The 19,612-nt window shown below is 42.1% G+C and carries 16 protein-coding genes and 2 pseudogenes; 9 read left to right on the plus strand and 9 right to left on the minus strand.

Going from position 1 to position 19,612, the window contains the following annotated elements; translation table 11 throughout:
* Nucleotides 1–85: 85 nt before the first annotated feature.
* Nucleotides 86–2,146 (minus strand): serine/threonine-protein kinase, encoded by a 2,061-nt coding sequence (locus LC608_RS27445; protein ID WP_229556593.1) that lies wholly within the window; start codon nt 2,144–2,146, stop codon nt 86–88.
* 395 nt (nt 2,147–2,541) lie between these two features.
* Between LC608_RS27445 and LC608_RS27450 the strand changes: the two genes are divergently transcribed.
* Nucleotides 2,542–3,387, plus strand: a complete 846-nt coding sequence (locus LC608_RS27450; protein WP_229556594.1) for a hypothetical protein — start codon at nt 2,542–2,544, stop codon at nt 3,385–3,387.
* 21 nt (nt 3,388–3,408) lie between these two features.
* Here the strand turns inward: LC608_RS27450 and LC608_RS27455 are convergent, their stop codons facing one another.
* The 3 genes and pseudogenes from LC608_RS27455 to LC608_RS27465 form a co-directional block, all read right to left on the minus strand.
* Nucleotides 3,409–5,301, minus strand: a complete 1,893-nt coding sequence (locus LC608_RS27455; RefSeq protein WP_229556595.1) for an aspartate kinase — start codon at nt 5,299–5,301, stop codon at nt 3,409–3,411.
* 121 nt (nt 5,302–5,422) lie between these two features.
* The gene (locus LC608_RS27460) at nt 5,423–5,992 is read right to left on the minus strand and encodes a Uma2 family endonuclease (protein ID WP_229556611.1); all 570 of its coding nucleotides are present in this window, start codon (nt 5,990–5,992) and stop codon (nt 5,423–5,425) included.
* Nucleotides 5,993–6,062: 70 nt separating this feature from the next.
* Nucleotides 6,063–6,149 (minus strand): annotated as a pseudogene (locus tag LC608_RS27465) (uracil phosphoribosyltransferase); the annotation flags it as partial.
* A 79-nt stretch (nt 6,150–6,228) separates the two neighbouring features.
* Between LC608_RS27465 and LC608_RS27470 the strand changes: the two are divergent.
* The 7 genes and pseudogenes from LC608_RS27470 (at nt 6,229) to rtcA (ending at nt 13,788) form a co-directional block, all read left to right on the plus strand.
* Nucleotides 6,229–7,557, plus strand: a pseudogene (locus LC608_RS27470) (OmpP1/FadL family transporter).
* 308 nt (nt 7,558–7,865) lie between these two features.
* Nucleotides 7,866–8,348 (plus strand): tetratricopeptide repeat protein, encoded by a 483-nt coding sequence (locus LC608_RS27475; protein ID WP_229556596.1) that lies wholly within the window; start codon nt 7,866–7,868, stop codon nt 8,346–8,348.
* Between the two features lie 21 nt (nt 8,349–8,369).
* Nucleotides 8,370–9,434, plus strand: a complete 1,065-nt coding sequence (locus LC608_RS27480; RefSeq protein ID WP_229556597.1) for an ABC transporter substrate-binding protein — start codon at nt 8,370–8,372, stop codon at nt 9,432–9,434.
* 28 nt (nt 9,435–9,462) lie between these two features.
* Nucleotides 9,463–10,227 carry an ABC transporter ATP-binding protein gene (locus tag LC608_RS27485; RefSeq protein WP_229556598.1) on the plus strand — a complete coding sequence of 255 codons (765 nt, stop codon included), beginning with the start codon at nt 9,463–9,465 and terminating at the stop codon, nt 10,225–10,227.
* Between the two features lie 14 nt (nt 10,228–10,241).
* On the plus strand, nt 10,242–11,069 hold the full coding sequence (locus tag LC608_RS27490) for an ABC transporter permease (RefSeq protein WP_229556599.1): 828 nt from the start codon (nt 10,242–10,244) through the stop codon (nt 11,067–11,069).
* 183 nt (nt 11,070–11,252) lie between these two features.
* The gene (locus LC608_RS27495) at nt 11,253–12,596 is read left to right on the plus strand and encodes an FAD-binding oxidoreductase (RefSeq protein ID WP_229556600.1); all 1,344 of its coding nucleotides are present in this window, start codon (nt 11,253–11,255) and stop codon (nt 12,594–12,596) included.
* A gap of 145 nt (nt 12,597–12,741) precedes the next feature.
* Entirely contained in the window at nt 12,742–13,788 is a 1,047-nt protein-coding gene (gene rtcA, locus LC608_RS27500) for an RNA 3'-terminal phosphate cyclase (RefSeq protein ID WP_229556601.1), read from the plus strand.
* Nucleotides 13,789–14,138: 350 nt separating this feature from the next.
* On the opposite strand, the gene LC608_RS27505 is transcribed toward rtcA, so the two are convergent.
* Together LC608_RS27505 and LC608_RS27510 are read right to left on the minus strand one after the other, a co-directional pair.
* On the minus strand, nt 14,139–14,465 hold the full coding sequence (locus tag LC608_RS27505; RefSeq protein WP_229556602.1) for a hypothetical protein: 327 nt from the start codon (nt 14,463–14,465) through the stop codon (nt 14,139–14,141).
* Nucleotides 14,466–14,520: 55 nt separating this feature from the next.
* A complete protein-coding gene (locus LC608_RS27510; protein ID WP_229556603.1) occupies nt 14,521–15,972 on the minus strand; it encodes an MFS transporter in 1,452 nt (483 codons plus the stop codon).
* A gap of 77 nt (nt 15,973–16,049) precedes the next feature.
* Here LC608_RS27510 and LC608_RS27515 point away from each other — a divergent pair, with 77 nt between their 5' ends.
* The gene (locus LC608_RS27515; protein WP_229556604.1) at nt 16,050–16,571 is read left to right on the plus strand and encodes a phosphoribosyltransferase; all 522 of its coding nucleotides are present in this window, start codon (nt 16,050–16,052) and stop codon (nt 16,569–16,571) included.
* A 41-nt stretch (nt 16,572–16,612) separates the two neighbouring features.
* Here LC608_RS27515 and topA read toward each other — a convergent pair whose 3' ends face one another.
* From topA to LC608_RS27530, 3 genes are all read right to left on the minus strand, one after another.
* Complete coding sequence (gene topA / locus LC608_RS27520) at nt 16,613–18,784, minus strand: type I DNA topoisomerase (RefSeq protein ID WP_229556612.1); 2,172 nt, start codon at nt 18,782–18,784, stop codon at nt 16,613–16,615.
* A 250-nt stretch (nt 18,785–19,034) separates the two neighbouring features.
* A complete protein-coding gene (locus LC608_RS27525; protein WP_229556605.1) occupies nt 19,035–19,337 on the minus strand; it encodes a hypothetical protein in 303 nt (100 codons plus the stop codon).
* Nucleotides 19,338–19,398: 61 nt separating this feature from the next.
* On the minus strand, nt 19,399–19,612 hold a 214-nt coding region (locus LC608_RS27530), incomplete at its 5' end, for a transposase (protein ID WP_374108466.1).

Genomic DNA, 19,612 nt, shown 5'->3' on the forward strand with positions numbered 1-19,612 from the left:
TAGGGGGATCTAAAACATTTTGCTACCCGACTAGAGGACTATTAAAATATCCTCTTAAAATGGTATTACTGTATTGGATCATAGCTCAATTTTTTTCTCTTTTCCCAGATTTAGGGCGGGTAGCTTTCACTGATGCTGACTTATTTTGTAGAATTGCAATTTCTCTTTGTGCATCTTGATAACTATCTTTTTCTCCTTGCTGCTGAAATAGTTTTGCAGATTTTCTGAAATCTGCGATCGCTCCCTGTTTATTTTTCTGCTTAGTGCGAATCACGCCCCGGTTATAGTAGGCTAAGGCATTGTTAGGATTAATTGCGATCGCTCGTGAATAATCTTGATTTGCAGCTTTTTTATTTCCCAGCTCGAGATAGGCGTTACCACGGTTATTATAAGCTGCTAAATTATTAGAATCTAGTTTTAGCGCTTCGGTGTAATCTTGAATAGCGCCTTTATAATCTCCGAAAGAAAAGCGGTGAATACCTCTGTGGATGTAAGCCGCAGTAAATTTAGGATCAATCTGTAAAATAGTGTTGTAATCTTCAGTAGCTTCGAGGTTATCTCCCAAATCGCTGTAAACATCACCACGATTAAGATAGGCTTCAATGTATTTAGGATTGATGTTAATTGCGTCTGTATAATCTTTCAGGGCTGCATATTTTTGCTTATTAATAGATTGAGTTAAAGCCCTTTGATAATAAGCTTTAGCATCGCTAGGATTAATCTTAATTACCGTATCAAAATCTTGGATTGCTTCAAGTCTTTGTCTGAGGCGACGGCGAAGAATCCCTCGCTGTAAGTAGGCTTCGGTATACTGAGGCTTGAGAGCGATCGCTTTGTTAAAATCTCCAATTGCTCCTTTATTATCCTTCAGTTGAGTACGGGCTAACCCGCGGCCATAGTAAGCATAAGCATCCTTAGAATTTAACTTAATCGCTTGGGTATAGTCTGCGATCGCTTCTTTGTATTTGCCTAATTCAGAAAAAGCAAATCCTCGGTCAAAATAGGCATTAGCATCTTGAGGATTGAGCGAAATAGCTTGGCTAGAATCTGCTTGTGCTTGCTCGTAGTCTCCTAATCGATAATAAGCATCGCCTCGCTTATTATACGCTAGAGCGTTTTTTGGATCTAATTCAATAGCCTGATTTAAATCTTTAACTGCTCCTTCATAGTTTCCTGCCTCATATTTATTTACTCCCTCTTGGTATAATGTCTGTTGAGCATTTGTTAGAGGTTTTAGCAACCTCAATTGCCACGCTCCAACGGCAAGTGTGATACAGCCAGCTACCCCAGCCAGAACTACTAATAATTTTTTATGATCCTGTTTTTGCTGATCGCGATCAACATTTGTTATCTTTTTCAGATCGTCTAAAACTTCGGTGGCATACTGGTAGCGCTTACGATAGTTAAAACGCACCATTTTATTAATAACTTTTGCTAAGTTTTTATTAACTTTTATATTTTTTTTCTGCCAAACTATTTCACCCGTCAGCCGATTTTTATGAGTTCGCAAATTAGATATTTCGTTTTCAGATAAACCTAGAAGGGCTGCGATCGCAACGATACCTAAAGCATATATATCGCTGTTGTATTTGAGATTACCGTTAACTTGTTCTATCGGCATATATTCCAGATTGTCAACGGTATTAGCGATGGCTCCATTAAAAGTGCCAAAGTTAACCAAAACTAACTTTTTATCTGATTCACGGCGAATAATATTTGCTGGTTTAATATCCCGATGAATCACGCCATCGCTATGTACAATCACCAAAATTTCTAATATCTCTGATAAAAGACTAATTACTTGGTCTTCCCTCAAAGGTTGCCCCTGGATAATTTCGTCAGTTAAAGGATTACCGACTATGAATTCTTGGACTATATAGAATTCTTCATTCTCTTCAAAATAAGCAATTAGCTTTTGAATTTTCTCGTGTTTTTGTCCTAGTTTTTCTAAAGTTGCTGCCTTACTGTCAAACAAGCGGCGTAGAATTGTTAAACTTTGAGGACTGCTACTAGGAAAACGTAACTGCTTTACTATAAATTTGCTGTCAGCAAGATTAACATCTTCAACTAGATAAGTTTTTCCCTTTTCATTATCATTGAGAACTTTTAGTATTCGATAATGTCCATTTAGTAAATGAATATTCATCAATGTAAATATAGTTTTATAAATTTTATTATTATACCTTAAGTGTTTTTACTGGTAAGTTCATTTAAAAAATACTTAATAAAAAAATTAATGCCATTCTGGCAGGTAAAAGTATTAATTATTAGCTAATGTGGCATATTACTACTAATATGGTTTTTATTAAAAAATGTTAAAAGCGTTAATACGGTTACATATTACCAGACTTGAGTAAAGTTTGTATATTAAACGACATTTGGTAAAGGAGGTAAGTAGGAAGCGGGGATATTTTGATCTTGATTTTTCAGCAATCCCACTCATGACACCTAGTCCTCCAATGGAGTAAAAAATAGAAGTTTGAATTATTCATAACCCCATATAGAAGGTTGAAAATCAACATATTTGGGCGGAAAAAAGACGTGAGAGCTACTGCGAAGCGTCAATTGCTCAAGGCGCTGAATTGCCGTGATATAGCTGCCATTAAGAGTTTGATTGTAGAATGGCAAAGGATTCTGAGATCGGAAAAGTTAACTGATTTGATTGTTAACGAGGTAATGCTCGAATGTGATTCTGACTGCCACAGTTGGTTTTGTCAAATTTTCCTTGGACAAGCCCAATATGAACAGATGGAGGAAAAAGCTCAAAGTAACGTCTTTCAAATATTAGTGAGTAAAGGTTTGAAACCGGGCAAGGACTTTAGCTTTGGACTTGATGGCATGATGATTGTAAGCGATCGCGCCAAGCAAATCTTACTTACCCAAGTACCACAGAAGCATCAAGCATCATTTGAGGCACAGTTAGAAACCTCGTTAGTCTCAGATCCAGTTACTACCATCGAACAGCAGTTAGGGTGTGCATTTTTTAGCAATTTAACTGAGATTGCTATCCAACAGATGCAGGTACTGAGTAATTCCCAAGCGGCGGCTTATTTAGGAGTGCTGTTGGCTGGATTAGTGTCGCGTTATCCTCAACTTAAGGATGCTGACTTTCCCACACGATTTATTGCTAATACTCTCCAAGGACTGTCTCAAGAACGAGCAATGCTAATCTTGAACGATCCAGAGACAAATCCTCAGTTCGATGAAATTATTATCTTCGGACATTTATTAGCAGCAATGGGAGATAAAGAATATCACCGCATTGCTGAGGAAGAGGGTGGTATCAGGCTTGATCAACTCAAAAAACTTGATTTAGTTTGGTGTGGTGAACGTCGGCTTTCAGAAATGGTAGCCATGATGGAAAAATGGGATTTCAGAAATAGATAATCAACAATTAAAAATTTAGTTCTACGCTGGCACGACAAATTTTTCACTACCAGCTAGTCCAAAAGCAGCATGAATGACTTGCAAAGCTTTAACACCTTGCTCTTGTGCCACGACACAGCTAATTTTTATTTCTGAAGTGGCAATCATTTGAATATTAATTTGGTGTTCGGCTAGTGCTTCAAACATTTTAGCGGCTACACCTGGTTGTCCCACCATACCTGCACCTACAATACTCACCTTAGCGATCGCACTATCTAAAACAACTTCACCCCATCCTAATTCTGCCGCTACTTGGGTAAGCATTTTTTTTGCACTTTCCCCGTCTATCCGCGAGACTGTAAAGGCAATATCTCGTCTGGGAACACCATCAATCACCCGACAGCGCTGAGATTGGATAATCATATCAACGCTGATATTATGTTGCGCTAACAGTCCAAACAACTTCGCCGCCATCCCCGGCCGATCTGGTAATTGGCGAATAGCAAGACGCGCTTGGTTCAAATCGAGAGCTACACCACGAACGGGAGAAGTGGGGAGCGGGGAGTGGGGAGCGGGGAGTGGGGAGGATAAAAAAATTAATTTATTTTCCCCTGCCTCCCCTGCTTCCCCTGCTCCCCCTGCTCCCCCTGCTCCCCCTGCTCCCTGCCCCCCTGCCTCTATCTCAAAGGCAGTGCGGAGTGCTATGACGGCGCGATCGCATTCGGTGGCATCGACTACACAACTTACTTTCACTTCGCTGGTGGAAATCATCTGGATGTTCACGCCTGCTTCTGCCAAAGTGGCGAACATCTTTGCAGCTACACCAGGACGCCCAATCATTCCCGCGCCTGCGATGCTGACTTTGGCAATATTATGTTCTACCATTACCTCGGCTTCGTCAGATTTGGGGTTAGATTGACTCCTCAGTGCTGGGGCGATCGCTGCTACTACTGCTTCTGCCCGTTTTAATATTGGTGTGGTGACAGTAAAGGCAATGTCATTACTATTACCTTCATGAACTGACTGAATAATCAAATCTACGTCTACTTTTTGCCGAGAAATTTCGCCAAATAACCTTGCTGCTATCCCGGGTCTATCGGGTACGCGCAACAAAGCCACCTTTGCTTGGTCAGTGTCAAATTCTACAGCATCCACCGGACGGGCAATTTCTAGATTGATTAGCGATCGCCCTTGGGGTTTGGCTGATGTTACCCAAGTACCGGGAGCATCCGTCCAGCTAGACCTAACTACTAAAGGAACACCATAGTTGCGAGCAATTTCCACAGCGCGGGGATGCAGCACTTTTGCGCCTAAGCTAGCTAGTTCCAACATTTCATTACAGGTGATGGCATCCATCAACTGGGCTTCGGCAACTAAGCGGGGGTCTGTAGTTAAAATCCCTGGAACGTCTGTATAAATTTCACAAAAATTTGCTTGTAATGCGGCTGCGATCGCCACTGCCGAAGTGTCAGAACCACCACGTCCCAAAGTTGTAATTTCCATTTCTCCGGCGTTGGATGTGCCTTGAAATCCTGCTACTACAACTACTTTACCTGCATTTATGTGGCGAGTTAGGCGAGTAGTTTCAATATGTAAAATCCGAGCGCGGCTGTGTTCGGCTTCGGTAACAATTCCTACCTGAGCGCCAGTCATGGAAATTGCTGGTTGTCCGAGTTCCTGCAAAGCCATACTAAGTAAGGCGATAGTGACTTGTTCCCCAGTGGAAAGCAGCATATCCATTTCCCGGCGGTTAGGATTTGAAGAAATTTCATTAGCTAGTTTGACGAGTCCATCGGTGGTTTTGCCCATTGCTGAAACCACTACTACAAGAGAGTTTCCAGCTTTAACAGTTTTGTAAACACGTTGTGCAACAGCTTGAATACGTTCGACTGAACCGACAGATGTACCACCGTATTTCTGAACTATAAGCGCCATAACTTTTATACAATCAATTGTGTCTGTTTTGCTCAATGCCCCCGCCGGGTTAGGAAGCCTTGAAGATATTAATAGATATTTAGTTTACTAAAGATTGTGTAGCATACCAATCATAAGTTGATTATTCAAAAACTACATCTTCGTAAAGTGCTGCTATTGTTTCCTCAAAATCCACGCTGTTGAGTCGAAATGATTTATCTTCTGCTGTGTAAGATTGTAAAACCCAAAGCCTCTGCTCATTGCGTCGAAAACACTCGACTCGCTGACGTTTTGTATTAATTAAAACATACTCTTGCAGACTTTCCAGGGCTTGATAATCGGCGAATTTGTCGCCCCGGTCAAAGGCTTCAGTAGAATTAGATAAAACTTCGACAATTAAACAGGGAAATCTTTTATAAGCTGGCGTTTCTTGATCTCGTTGGTCGCAAGTAACCATAACATCGGGATAATAAAAGCGATTTAGAGATTCAATTCTGGCTTTCATGTCAGCGATGTAAACACGACAACCAGAGCCGCGCACATGATTACGGAGCAGAGATGCCAGGTTAAGAGAAATAGTAACGTGTGCGTCAAGCGCTCCAGCCATTGCGTAGATATAGCCGTCGATGTATTCATGTTTGATAGAGTTTTGTTCCTCTATTTGGAGGTACTCTTCAGGGCTAAGGTAGTTTTGTTGGGGCGAGGCTATCATATTTGAAACTTCAAGATTGAAACGATACTGATTTCTAGGGTAGCGTTTGGTGTAAATTGAAATTAGTAGCTTATTTTGTAGCAAACAAGCGATCGCCTGCATCTCCCAACCCAGGAATAATATAGCCATGTTCATCCAAATGGTCATCAATGGCGGCGTAGGCGTAGCCTCAATCTGCTCACAATCAATAAAAAATTTAAAACAACTTACAAGATAGACAAGATATAAAATTCCAAATGCATACATTGAAGCAATTGCGGGTGAAATTGTCCTTAATACCAATATTGGTAGCGCTGACAGTAAACAGTACAGCCAGCGTTGCATTTGCTGGAGGATTTGCTTTGAACGAACAGAGTGTCAAGGGTTTGGGAAATGCTTTTGCAGGAAGTGCAGCCACTGCTGATGATGCCAGCACAATTTTCTTTAACCCGGCAGGCTTGACTCGCTTACGAGATAATTCCTTTTTTGGAGCTTCTTATGTCATTTTCCCGACAATCATTTTTCAAAACCAGGGTTCTGTAGCAACAGGGGTTCCATTGTCAGGTGGTAATGGTGGAGAAGCAGGCGTTGATATTATTGTGCCAAACCTGTATGCTGCTTGGAGCGTTTCTGATCGCCTGAAACTGGGTATTGGTATTAACGTTCCTTTTGGATTATCTAGCAAATACGATAGTAACTGGGTTGGGCGTTACCAGGCAGTCGAGTCTAAACTCACTACTATTAATATTAATCCCACTGTGGCAGCTAAGTTGAGTGATAACTTGTCTGTTGGTGCCGATCTTAATATATAGTATGCCGAGACAACGCTCTCGAATGCGATTAACTTTGGTTTAATTGGGCAAAGTGTTGGTTTACGTACCCAATCCCAACAGGCAGATGGTTTTGTCAAAGTGTCAGGCTCCGATTGGAGTGTAGGGTACAATTTGGGAGTGATGTATGAACCATCCAAAAGTACCCGGATTGGTTTGAGTTATCGATCGCCAATTACTCAAGACATTCGGGGAAATGCTGATTTTACAGTTCCTGCAAGCGCTAGAGCATTAACTGCTAGGGGACAATTTACAGACACAGGAGCCAGCGCCGTCTTAAACTTGCCCGATACCTTATCACTTGCTGTATATCAAGAACTTAACCCTCGTTTGGCAATTGTCGGTGATGTAACTTGGACAAACTGGAGCCGCTTTCAAGAACTGCGAGTTAAATTTGACAATCCAGTTCAAGCAGATACCGTACAGCCGGAGAATTGGAATGATACTTACCGTTTTGGAGTTGGGGCCAATTATGCTGTGAGCGATCGCTTAACACTGCGAACGGGTATCACTTACGATCCTAGCCCTGTTACGGAAGAATTTAATACGCCCCGATTACCCGGTGGCGATCGCACCTTGATTGGGTTCGGTGCTAGCTATCGGCCTTCCAAGTCATTCAATTTCGATATTGGTTATACGCACGTATTTGTAAACAATAGCTACATTAACCAGTCAAGTACTACAGCAGGTACGCTCAAAGGTAATTTTGAAGGTGGCGTGGATATCGTTGGGTTACAAGTAAGCTGGCAATTTTAACTAAAATCAAGTATTTTTTACTTTGCGCCAAAAACGTCGTTTTGCTTTGGCATAGTCATTATTTTTTTGGGGATATTTTTATAAGCTATTAGTCACTAGGTATTTGTCAACTACCTATAATCTGTTTTTATTTTTATAACTCTAAATATCGAGCGTGGTATTAGTCGTATGCTGAATACAATAAATAACACAGAAAATTCATAATTAGCAATAAATTGCCGCAAATTTAAAGATGGCTTTAAAAATCATTTAATAGATATATTTTGTGAGAAAGTTAATACAAACGTATATTCACGGATTTCAAATTCATGGATTCTTTACCTATCAATTCCTTACTTGAAGAGTTGAAAAACCCAGATGCCACAGTCCGCGAAAAAGCAACCAGAAAAATCTGGCGGATTTGGTTTCAGCAAAAGGGAATTTATGGGCTGGAAATAATTGATCGCAGTCAAAAATTACTTGATGCAGGTGAAATTGCTGAAGCCGAAACAGCTCTGACAGCACTAATCAAAGACCAGCCAGATTTTGCAGAAGCTTGGAATCGTCGAGCTTTTCTGTATTACAGTATTGGAGATTATCAAAAATCTCTGGCAGATTGTCAGATAGTCGTGCAGATAAATCCAATACATTTTGGGGCGCTTCACGGTATGGGTTTGTGTTATGCAGCACTAGGAGAGTATAGTGAAGCCATCAAAGCTTTTAAAGCTGCTTTAGAAATTCAGCCTTATTCGCTAGTGAATCAAAAGTTGATTCTAGAATGTACATTTAGATTCAGTTACAACGGCAAATAGAAGATAATATCATCCTGTTTTATGAATCCGTCATCACCCTTATCAACAGCCGTTCACCGCCTTAGTCGCCGCAATTTTATTCAATACGGTTCTATCTTGATTGGTAGTAGCTTCATTGCTGGTTGTACTAACAGCAACCAACCATCAACTAGCAATTCTCAGTTTGATAAAGTTACATTTGGTACAAACTGGATAGCACAAGCAGAACACGGCGGATTTTACCAGGCGATCGCCACTGGTATTTATAAAGACTATGGTTTAGATGTCACCATCAAAATGGGTGGCCCGCAGGTTCCCAGTGGTACTCAATTGTTGATGGGGGATGCGGTAGATTTCTTTATGGGTTATGGCATTGATGCCGTGAATGCTATAGCACAAGGTATTCCCAAAATCACAGTCGCAGCAATTTTCCAGAAAGACCCCTGGTGTCTTATTGCACATCCCAACCCAGCAATTAAAACCCTTGCAGACCTCAAAGGCAAACCAATTTATGTCTCTGCTTCTGCTAATATCACCTATTGGCCTTTACTTGAAACAAAGTATGGTTTTACCGAAGATCAAAAGCGGCCTTACAACTTTAATCCTGCTCCTTTTTTGATTGACAAAAACTCAGCCCAGCAAGGTTATATTACATCTGAACCCTTTGCTATTGAGAAGCAGGGTGGTTTTCAGCCAGTAGTATTTTTATTAGCAGATTATGGTTATCAACCCTATGCAACCACTCTTGAAACAAAAAAAGAACTAGTAGAAAAAAATCCCGAATTAGTGCAGCGATTTGTTGATGCCTCAATTAAAGGTTGGTATAGCTACCTAGAAAATCCCCAACCAGGTAATCAATTAATTAAAAAAGATAATCCAGAAATGACGGATGAGCAACTTGTCTATAGCATTCAAAAGCTAAAACAATATGGGATTATCCTTTCTGATGCAGCCGAACAACAAGGGATTGGGGCGATGAGTGATGCAAGGTGGAAATCACTCTTTGACAGCATGGTTGATACTAAGATTTCTAAATCTAACGTTAACTACAAAGAAGCATACACCTTGCAATTTGTGAATAAAGGAGTAGGCTATTACAAGAAGTAAGCCGCTTGCTATTCTCCAGATTTTTTGAATGAGTCACCATCCCGTTATCACGCTCAATCAGATTAGCAAGGTCTACACCAATGGCACTGTTGCCCTGCAAGACCTCAATTTAGCAATTCCAGAGTCGCAATTTGTTAGTTTAGTTGGCCCCTCCGGGTGCGGTAAAAGTACAGTTCTGCGACTGATTGCCGGATTAGGGCGCACGAGTTCTGGTAGTATTGACTGGGGTATAACTCAGCAAGCAAGAAAACTGGCTTTTGTTTTCCAAGATGCCGCACTCATGCCTTGGGTAAATGTCTGGGAGAATGTTCGTCTACCGCTAAAGTTGGCGAGAATGTCTAAAAAAGATAGCCAAAAATTGGTGCAGCAGACATTAGCGCTGGTAGGATTAGAAGGCTTTGAAGAGAACTATCCCCGCCAATTATCAGGTGGGATGAAAATGCGAGTATCAATTGCTAGAGCATTAGTTACTCAGCCAAATATTTTATTGATGGATGAACCATTTGGCGCATTAGATGAAATTACTCGTAGCAAACTCAATGGTGATTTACTAGATTTGTGGCTTCAACAGCGCTGGACTGTGGTTTTTGTTACCCACAATATTTACGAAGCAGTGTACTTATCAAATCGCGTGCTAGTTATGGGGACAAGTCCCGGAAGGATTGTAGCTGATGTAGAAATTGATGTTCCCTACCCCCGTAACGATGACTTTCGCACATCATTGCTGTATAACCAGTATTGCCGTGAAATTTCTCAGCATCTAGCTAAAGCTATGAGCTTTGCGCCAATTTAAAATTTTGAATTTATATGCTATTCATCCGTCGCACCAAATCACAAAAGACATCGAGCAAGTTTCTTTCTGCTGACGTTTTGGCACCGATGGTAGTTGGCATTATAGCATTATTTTTATGGGATATATTTGTGCGGATAACACATCTTCCTCCTTATATACTCCCTGGCCCTTTATTAGTATTTAAAACCTTAATTACTGACTGGAATGAGCTTTTTCCATCACTATTAATTACACTGCAAATCACAGTCGTTGCTTTTATTGCTGCGGCTATTTCTGGTTTACTAATGGCGATTTTGTTTACCCAAAGTAAATGGATTGAACGCAGTTTATTTCCTTATGCAGTAATTTTACAAACAACTCCGATAGTTGCGATCGCACCCTTAATCATTCTCTGGTTAAAAAATAACACTTTTGCCGCTTTAGTAGTTTGTGCTTGGATTGTCGCCTTTTTCCCCATCGTATCCAACACTACACTAGGACTCAACAGCGTTGACCAGAACTTGCTCAACCTATTTCAACTTTACAAAGCTTCTCGCTGGCAAACTCTCCTGTATCTCCGTTTACCCAGCGCCATGCCCTATTTCTTAGGTGGTTTAAAAATTAGCGGTGGTTTAGCATTAATTGGCGCAGTTGTTGCCGAATTTGTCGCTGGTACTGGTGGGGCAAAATCTGGCATTGCTTACCGAATTTTAATTTCCAGCTACAACTTACAAATTCCTCGGATGTTTGCAGCATTATTTCTCACAACTGGATTGGGTGTATTAATTTTTGTCAGCTTGAGTGCCTTATCTGACCTTATATTAAGTAAGTGGCATGAAAGTGCAGTGAAACATGAGAATTAAGATTTTAAAACGCAGAGGAACGCAAAGGTTTACGCAGAGGAACGCAGAGGAGTTAATTCTCTGCGAACCTACCCTGCGGGAAGGCGTACCACTTCGTGGAAGCAAGCTACGCGTAGCGTCTCGTAGAGAAGCGCCTATGCGCTTCCCTCAGCGTCCCTCTGGGTTAAAAAAAGGATATAAGCTATGACGACATTGGATGCCCTAATTAATTCTCTAGAAGGTATAGAAACCATCACTGACTCCGCCCAAGTCGCAAAATTATCCCAGGATTATCACAGCTTTAGCCCGGTACTTGTGCCGAAACTAGAGGGAAAAGTCGGGGATATTGTAGTGCGTCCCGCCAATGAAGGAGAGGTTTTAAAAGTTGCCGCCGCCTGCGCGAAACACCGTGTACCCCTGACAGTGCGAGGTGCGGGAACTGGGAATTATGGGCAATGCGTACCGTTGCATGGTGGCGTAATTTTAGATATGACGCGGATGCAGGGGATTCCTTGGGTAAAGCCAGGGGTGGCGCGGGTAGAAGCTGGGGTAAAGTTGGCGGCGTTGGATAAAAAAACCAGAGAAATCGGCTGGGAAATCCGCATGGCCCCCTCCACGTACCGCACAGCCACAATTGGCGGATTTATTGCTGGGGGTAGTGGGGGCATTGGTTCGATACAATATGGGTTATTAGGCGATCGCGGTAATATCCTAGCATTGCGAGTGGTAACTGTAGAAGATGAACCCCGTGCGATCGAATTACGCGGCGACGACGTGCAAAAGGTGAATCATGCTTGGGGAATTAACGGCATTATCACTGAAGTAGAAATCCCCTTGGGGCCTGCTTATCCTTGGGCAGAAGTGATTGTCACCTTTGACGACTTTATGACAGCAGCAAAGTTTGGTCAGGCTCTTGGCAATGCTGATGGCATGATTAAGAAGTTGATTTCTGTATTTGCATCCCCAATTCCTCAATACTTTCACGCCCTACAAGAGTATATTCCTGAAGGGACTCACCCAGCATTTTTGATAATTGCTGAATCGAGTTTGGAATTCTTACCAGGTTTGGTGCAGCAATATGGCGGCAAAATTACTTATGAAAAACCAGCCGAGGAAGCGGGTAAAGGTATACATTTAGCAGAATTTTGCTGGAACCACACTACCTTACACGCCCGGAGTGTAGATACTGGTATTACCTATTTACAAAGTATGTTTCCTCACGACCGCAGTTTGCAACTGGTACAACACATGTATCATCACTTCGGCGATGAGGTAATGATGCATTTGGAATTCTTTCGCGTGAACGGTGCGGTAGTTCCTGGTGCTTTGCAACTTGTGCGCTACACCACCGAAGAACGTCTCAACGAAATTATCCGCTATCACGAAGAACACGGTGTGAGTATTGCCAATCCCCACACGTATATTATTGAAGAGGGCGGCAGAAAAGTTATTGATCCTGAGCAGTTAAAATTTAAGGAAATAGTTGATCCATATCGGTTGATGAATCCCGGTAAAAGCAAGGTTCTTCAATTGCAAATTCAAAATTAGCAAACTACAAAAAACACATCTCAGAACTTTTTCTGTATATTTGTGTAACTTGTCTTCAAAAAACTAGCTGCTAGACGTTTATAATTTGTGGTTTGATTTTAAGAGCCGTGGGGATAACCCAAAATCCACCATTCCAAAATCGCCCATGATTGAAATTGACGGTTCCTACGGAGAGGGAGGCGGACAAGTTCTTCGCACTTCCTTAAGTCTAGCAGCCATCACTGGCGAACCCATACGAATTTCAGGCATTCGCGCTGGACGCACAAAGCCAGGATTAGCAGCACAACACTTAACCGCAGTTCGGGCTGCGGCGAGAATTTGTAATGCCCAACTACAGGGTGATGCTTTAGGTTCAATGCTACTGGAATTCATCCCAGGTAGTGCTGTGCAAGCTGGAACTTATACCTTTGATGTTAGTAAAGCACAAGTTGGTGGTTCTGCAGGTGCGATCGCTCTAGTTTTACAGACAATTCTCTTACCTTTGGCACTAGCATCTGGCAATTCCCAAGTCACACTAAAGGGTGGAACTCATGTGAACTTTAGCCCGACAGTGACGTACATTGAGCAAGTTTATTTGCCGATACTGCAACGCATGGGTGTAGAAGCCCAAGTCAAGTTAGGCGCTTGGGGGTGGTTTCCCAAAGGTGGCGGAGAGGTACAGTTGCAGGTGGATGGCGGTGGTAAACTCAACGGGATTAACTTGTTGGAACGGGGAAATTTACAACAGGTGCGAGGGCTAGCAGTGGTAACAGAATTGCCTTCGCATATTCCCCAACGGATGGCGAATCGTGCCGAGAATTTGTTACGTGAAGCCCATTTGAAAGTTGCTGTACACGCTTTGCGAGAAAGAGGTATAGCACCTGGGGCGGGTATTTTTTTAACTGCTGAGTATGAGAACAGCTTGACTGGCTTTGGTGGATTTGGACGATTACGGTTGTCGGCGGAAACAGTTGCAGAAATTGCTTGTCAGCAACTACTTGAGTTTCATAAAACCGGCGCAGCAGTAGATGAACATTTAGCAGATCAGTTATTATTACCAGCTGCTTTAGCGTCACAGGAGAGCCATTACCGGGTGGCTGAGGTGAGTAGACATTTAACGACCAATGCAGCCGTAATTGAACAATTTGGGTTGGCGCAGATTAGGGTAAATGAAGCCGAGAAAATCGTATCGGTAAAGAGTTTGACTAGATGAAGTAGAAAAAGCTTTAAGAGATTGCCTTATGTAAGAGTCTTCGGTTTACCCACATCCCCTATGACAATATTAACCGTGCGGTGTGCGCTGCATAGAAATTTGCCTCATTTCCAAAAGTGGGAATGAGGCAAAGGTGTTTTATTTAAGCGGAGACAGAAAACTTTTGATAGTTTATTTAAGAGGATTTGCAATCAAACTTGTAACCTGCATGGTTTGCAACAATAAGCGACTAACCAATTTACAAGGCAATGCAAATGTAGTTGAGACTTAGTTCAGTTGTCTCTAAATAGTTGCTCTTTAGTTAAGTATGGAACAGAGCGTTTGAATTTACCTCTGTCAAAGGCATATACTTAGGTTAAGTCAGTTTGCGATCGCAAATACAAGGGATTAGTCATTGGGCGTTCGGCATTCGTCTGGTAGAGCCTTTGAACTCCATTAATGAGTCTTTGAACTCCATTAATGAGTCTTTGAACTCCATTAATGAGTCTTTGCACTCCATTAATGAGTCTTTGCACTCCATTAATGAGCCTTTGAACTCCATTAATGAGTCTTTGAACTCCATTAATGAGTCTTTGAACTCCATTAATGAGCCTTTGAACTCCATTAATGAGTCTTTGCACTCCATTAATGAGCCTTTGAACTCCATTAATGAGTCTTTGATACTCGTGAACAAGCATAAAAATTCACCTTGTCCCCTTGTCTCCCCTGCCCCCTGCCCCCTGCCCCACTCCTTTAACTCCCCTTCTTCTCTTGCCGTTCTTTGAGTTTCAGCATGATCTCTGCGTGCATTTCGCGGGTAATTGGGTAAAAATACGTTAAAACTAAGCCACAAAGCAAACAAACTGTAGGTATAGGCCCAACAGCAATACGAATCGCAAACAGTGCAGATTCAGGTTGGATGGGTAGTGGGCTTCCGGCTACAGATTCTTTGAAACCGGATATTTGCAAAGCATTTCCCACCAAAAACAGCCCGAAAGCTAAACCAAATTTTTGTAGCAAAACCATGAAGCCATAAAAAATGCCTTCTCTGCGTTGTCCAGTTTGCAGCTCATCTAATTCAATCACATCTGGCATCATCGACCAGGGAATTAGATAAGCTGTGGAGACACCAATACCTGCCATGACAGCCATCACATACATCAAAACTATTTGACCAGGCTGTAAGAAAAATAGTCCGGCGGCGGCTATTATCCACAAACTCATTCCCAGAAAATAAACAACTTTTTTCCCGACTTTTTTACTCAACTCACCCCAGACAAATAGCATCAGCAGGGCAGTTGCTTGGACTGCAATCAGCACTGTGGGCACATCTGATTCTTTAAGTCTCATACAATTGACTACAAAATAGGGAATAATGCTGGCTGTAATTTGCACACCTAGCCAAGAAAAAAGATATATACCAATAACAAATAAGAAAGGTCGGTTGCTGAAGACAATTTTTAGCTGTTCGCCGAAGGGGAGAGATGCAGGTTCCTCGGCTAGGATGCGTTTAGCCTCAAAAGCCAAGATGCGATCGCGGACTCCAAAAACGCACCAATATAATCCTAAAATCGAAATTACAGTACAAACTGCTGCTAAAACGAGATATGCTTGTTGGCGATCGGCAATTTTGATAAAAATAATTAGCGCTAAAATCAATGACAGAATGCTGCCACCAATGGAAAATGTAAAGCGATAGCTGTTAAGGCTGGTGCGCTCGTCGTAATCTTGAGTTAGTTCTGGAGTCATCGCCGTATAAGGCAAATTCACAACTGTGTAAAACGACTGAGATAGCACCCCAATTGCTACGTAATACCAGAACAGCGGCCAGATATTCTCACTCTGATTTGGACTAAATTGCGGTACAGTCCACTGCAAGAAGAAGAAAATTCCAAAGGGAATTGCTCCATAAAACATCCAAGGAAGACGACGGCCCCAACGGCGAGATTTCGTTTTATCAGTCAGGAACCCGACAAGCGGATCATTTACCCCATCCCAGATTTTGCCAATCATCAAAATAGTGCCAGCTAAACCCGCAGGGATACCAGCGACATTGGTAAAGAAAATCAGCAGATAAAAGACAGAGATATTTGCAGTAATTGCCGGCCCTAAATCCCCTGCACCGTAAGCCAGCTTGGTTTTTAAGTCGAGTTTTTCAGTAAGAGGATTTCGTTGGGCATCGCCATCAGCAGTAGAATCATTCATAAAACTTTGCACTCATACTAAAATAAAAAGTCTGCGATTGCCTTCAATACTAGCTATCTACCACTCCCGTTAGACTTATGCCAGACCTTTATGTTTCTTGGTCAGATTATCACCAAAAAATTGAACAACTGGCTATTCAGATTTATGAATCCGGTTGGGAATTTAACCAGATTATCTGTCTTGCCAGAGGAGGACTACGAATCGGAGATATTCTCTCGCGCATATACCAGCAGCCGTTGGCAATTTTAGCAACCTCATCTTATAGTGGCGCTGGTAAGCAAGAAAGAAATAATTTAATTTTCTCTCGCCACTTAACGATGACTGCCGAAAAGTTAGGTTCGCGCATTCTCCTAGTGGATGATTTGGTAGACTCTGGCATCACACTCCAGCAGACTATACCTTGGCTCCAGCAAAATACTGATTTCCCCATTGAGGAAATTCGCACCGCCGTTCTTTGGTATAAAGCCTGTTCAGTTATAGCACCCAATTATTATGTTGATTATCTGCCTGATAACCCCTGGATTCATCAACCTTTTGAACACTACGAGCAGATGAACCCCGCAGAACTCGCGGTTAAAGTAAATAAAGTTAGAAGTTAGAAGTTAGGAGTTAAAAGTTAGGAGTTATTAATTCAAAACTCCTAACTTTTAACTTCTAACTCCCCAAACTTAGGACTCCACCACCCCTTTGGCGTACTGAAATAAGCCACATCTTTATGTTTGGTGTCTTTACGGGATTGTGGGTCACAACATCGCAACATTTTCTTACTTTGCCCCTCTTTGATATAACTGTACTCTTCTAAAGGTTTCTTACATACTGGGCAGGGATATGCCGTCATCTTCACGGGAGCCTTTTGTTGATTCTCAGCCTGAACTGTTTTAGTTTGTGGTGGCTGCCAAGTTTTGTTAAAGTCGCTCCAAAATAGCACGACATTTTCACAGCCTTTTGTGCATTTGAGGAAATATTTCTTTTTGACTTTACTGCTCGGAATTTTGGCGAGAAAGTTTTTGCATTCAGGGCATCGCGTCTTGGAAGTTTCATATTTCCGCTCGCTTATCACATTAGCTTTACCTGTTGGGGAACTCGCAACTACAGTTTTAGCTTTGGAAAGCGCTGGTACAAAGTAATTCTGATTCCAACTAGTTAAATAATGCTGCCAAGAGTTTTTTCCTTCAGAAATTGCATCAAGGGCATCTTCCATTTTTGCTGTGAATTCCGCCTCTAGTAAATCAGGCAGTGCTTTGAGCAAAAACGCATCAACTTCTAACCCTAACGCTGTCGGTTGCAGATGGTCTTTTTTCAACTCAACATAATTTCGTTTTTTTAAGGTAGCAACAGTAGGAGCATAGGTACTTGGGCGGCCAATTCCTTTACGTTCCATCAGTTGCACCAATTTTGGTTCACTATAACGGGGTGGTGGCTGCGTCTGCTTCTGCTCATGTCCAGCATTCTCCAGTTTCAGCGCTTGTCCCTGTTGTAATGAAGGTAAAACACTATCCTTGCTAAGATTATTCCAGTACCGGGCATAACCGTAAAATTCAATCACTTGCCCTCTAGCTGACCACAGTAGAGAACCAGACTGAGTAATCACTAAAGTTTTACGCAATTGGGCAGCCCGACACTGAGAAGCAATTGACCGTTTCCAGATCATCACATACAGATTAAACTCATCATCAGGAAGTTCTAAACGCAATTGAACTGAGGGACGAAATACATCCGTTGGACGAATCGCTTCATGTGCTTCTTGAGCCGATTTGCTACTGCGATGCTTGGCGACTTGCGACGGTACATTCTGAGGATCATTTTGCTCTAACCATTTACGGGCGCTGGCACAAAATTCTGGACTTAGCATTACTGAGTCTGTTCGCATATATGTTATCAGCCCTGCCTCATAAAGCTTTTGGGCCACAATCATGGTTTTGTCGGGAGCAAACCTCAACTTTGAACCGGCTGCTTGCTGAAGGCTGGAAGTTGTAAATGGTGGAGGTGGCTGGCGGTTAACGATTTTTCCTTCAAAATGAATCACCTGATGAGGATGTCGCTGTGCTTCTTCAACTAAACGTGTAGCCTCTGCTTCTGAAAGAACGCGCTTAGACTCCGGTGTTTCTGGACTATTACCTACTTTCGCGTCATCGTGAGTTTCAGTTTCTTGGTCTGCTGCATCTTTTGCAGAATCTACCGTCCCTTTGTAAAAAGCCCGAAATCCTTCAGCATAATCTACCCAGACACTCCAGTAATCTTGGGGGACAAAAGCCAGAATTTCGTTTTCTCGCTGACAAATCAGGTGCAACGTGGCGCTTTGGACTCTGCCAACACTCTTAGCGCCGTTATTCAATGCCCAAACTAAAGGGCTACCTTTATAACCCACCAACTTATCTAGGCAATCTCGGCACAGCCCAGCACCAATTAAGTTTTGGTCTAGCTTTCTGGGATTAGCGATCGCACTTTGCACTGCCGATGCTGTAATCTCAGTATAAATTACTCGTTTCGGTTCCTTTAAACCCAGCGTTTCCTTTAGATGCCAAGCGATTGTCTCGCCTTCCCGGTCTGGGTCAGTTGCTAAGACAACTTCATCAACCTGCTTCACCGCAGACTTGAGCTTCTGAATTGTTTCCTTCGCTCGTTGGTCACGCGGGACGTAATTGCACCGAACATTACTGCCGTCCATGACGAAGCCCAAGGAATCGTCTCCTTCATTGCTGAGTTCTCGGATATGGCCACAACTGGCTAGAACTTTCCAATCCGAACCCAGAATTTGACTGAGTTTTTTGACTTTTCCGGGAGATTCTACCACAAGCAGGCGTTTGATCATAGCAACTGCGTTTTCGATTTTGAGCAATAAACTGGCAATTGCAATTAACGATGGCTGCGCCAACGTCAAAGGCGAACGCCTATTCTCGTGATATGGATTTTCTAGAATACTGTACCAAAAAGCTTTGGCTATTGCTGAACTCAGTTTAGAGAGAAATCATTCTTAACACATCTCGAATTGCTATCAGTATTTCAGTTTATTGAGTCTTTGGTTAAGAAGAAAGCGGAAGAAATTGGAATTATCAAAGACTCTATGAAGGTATGCCTTTCCTATTTGGATTAGTAAACCATTTTTTTATTTCACCACAGAAACTCCAGACATCATCATCTGAGGGTTTGAGATAATCTTGCGATTCTGGATCTTCTCCCATTTTCTCAAAGATTTTAATCAACCAATTGGGCCCGTGTCCAGGCACAGCAAGTTGAAGAAGCCAAGACTCCAACTCCCCCTTCCGCACAACAAACAGACCATACTCAGCAAGTTTGTCAAATAAGTTATTTGCTGCTTCTTTGTCACTGTCAAAGAGAATATCTACACCACCATCCTTTTTCATATTCTTTCCTACAGCATCAAACTTATTCTTGATAGCATTTCGTAATTCACCAAGTGCAGGGCTATTTCATTCTAAAAAGCCCCTTGAGTGTGTCTAATCCAAAAGAACATAAACGTTGAGCTTGTGCCATATTATTAAACATATTATTCCGGTATAAATTGAGTGAAAAATTACGAGCGAGTGCAAATATTTGGGTCAGAGGGGTAGTGCGAATTCTGGATGCATCTTCACCTTGGGTAACGTCACGGACGTAGTGGACTTTATTTTCAACACCC

Origin of the sequence: Nostoc sp. XA010 (genome assembly GCF_020829625.1) — a bacterium.
Classification (GTDB): Bacteria; Cyanobacteriota; Cyanobacteriia; order Cyanobacteriales; family Nostocaceae; genus Nostoc.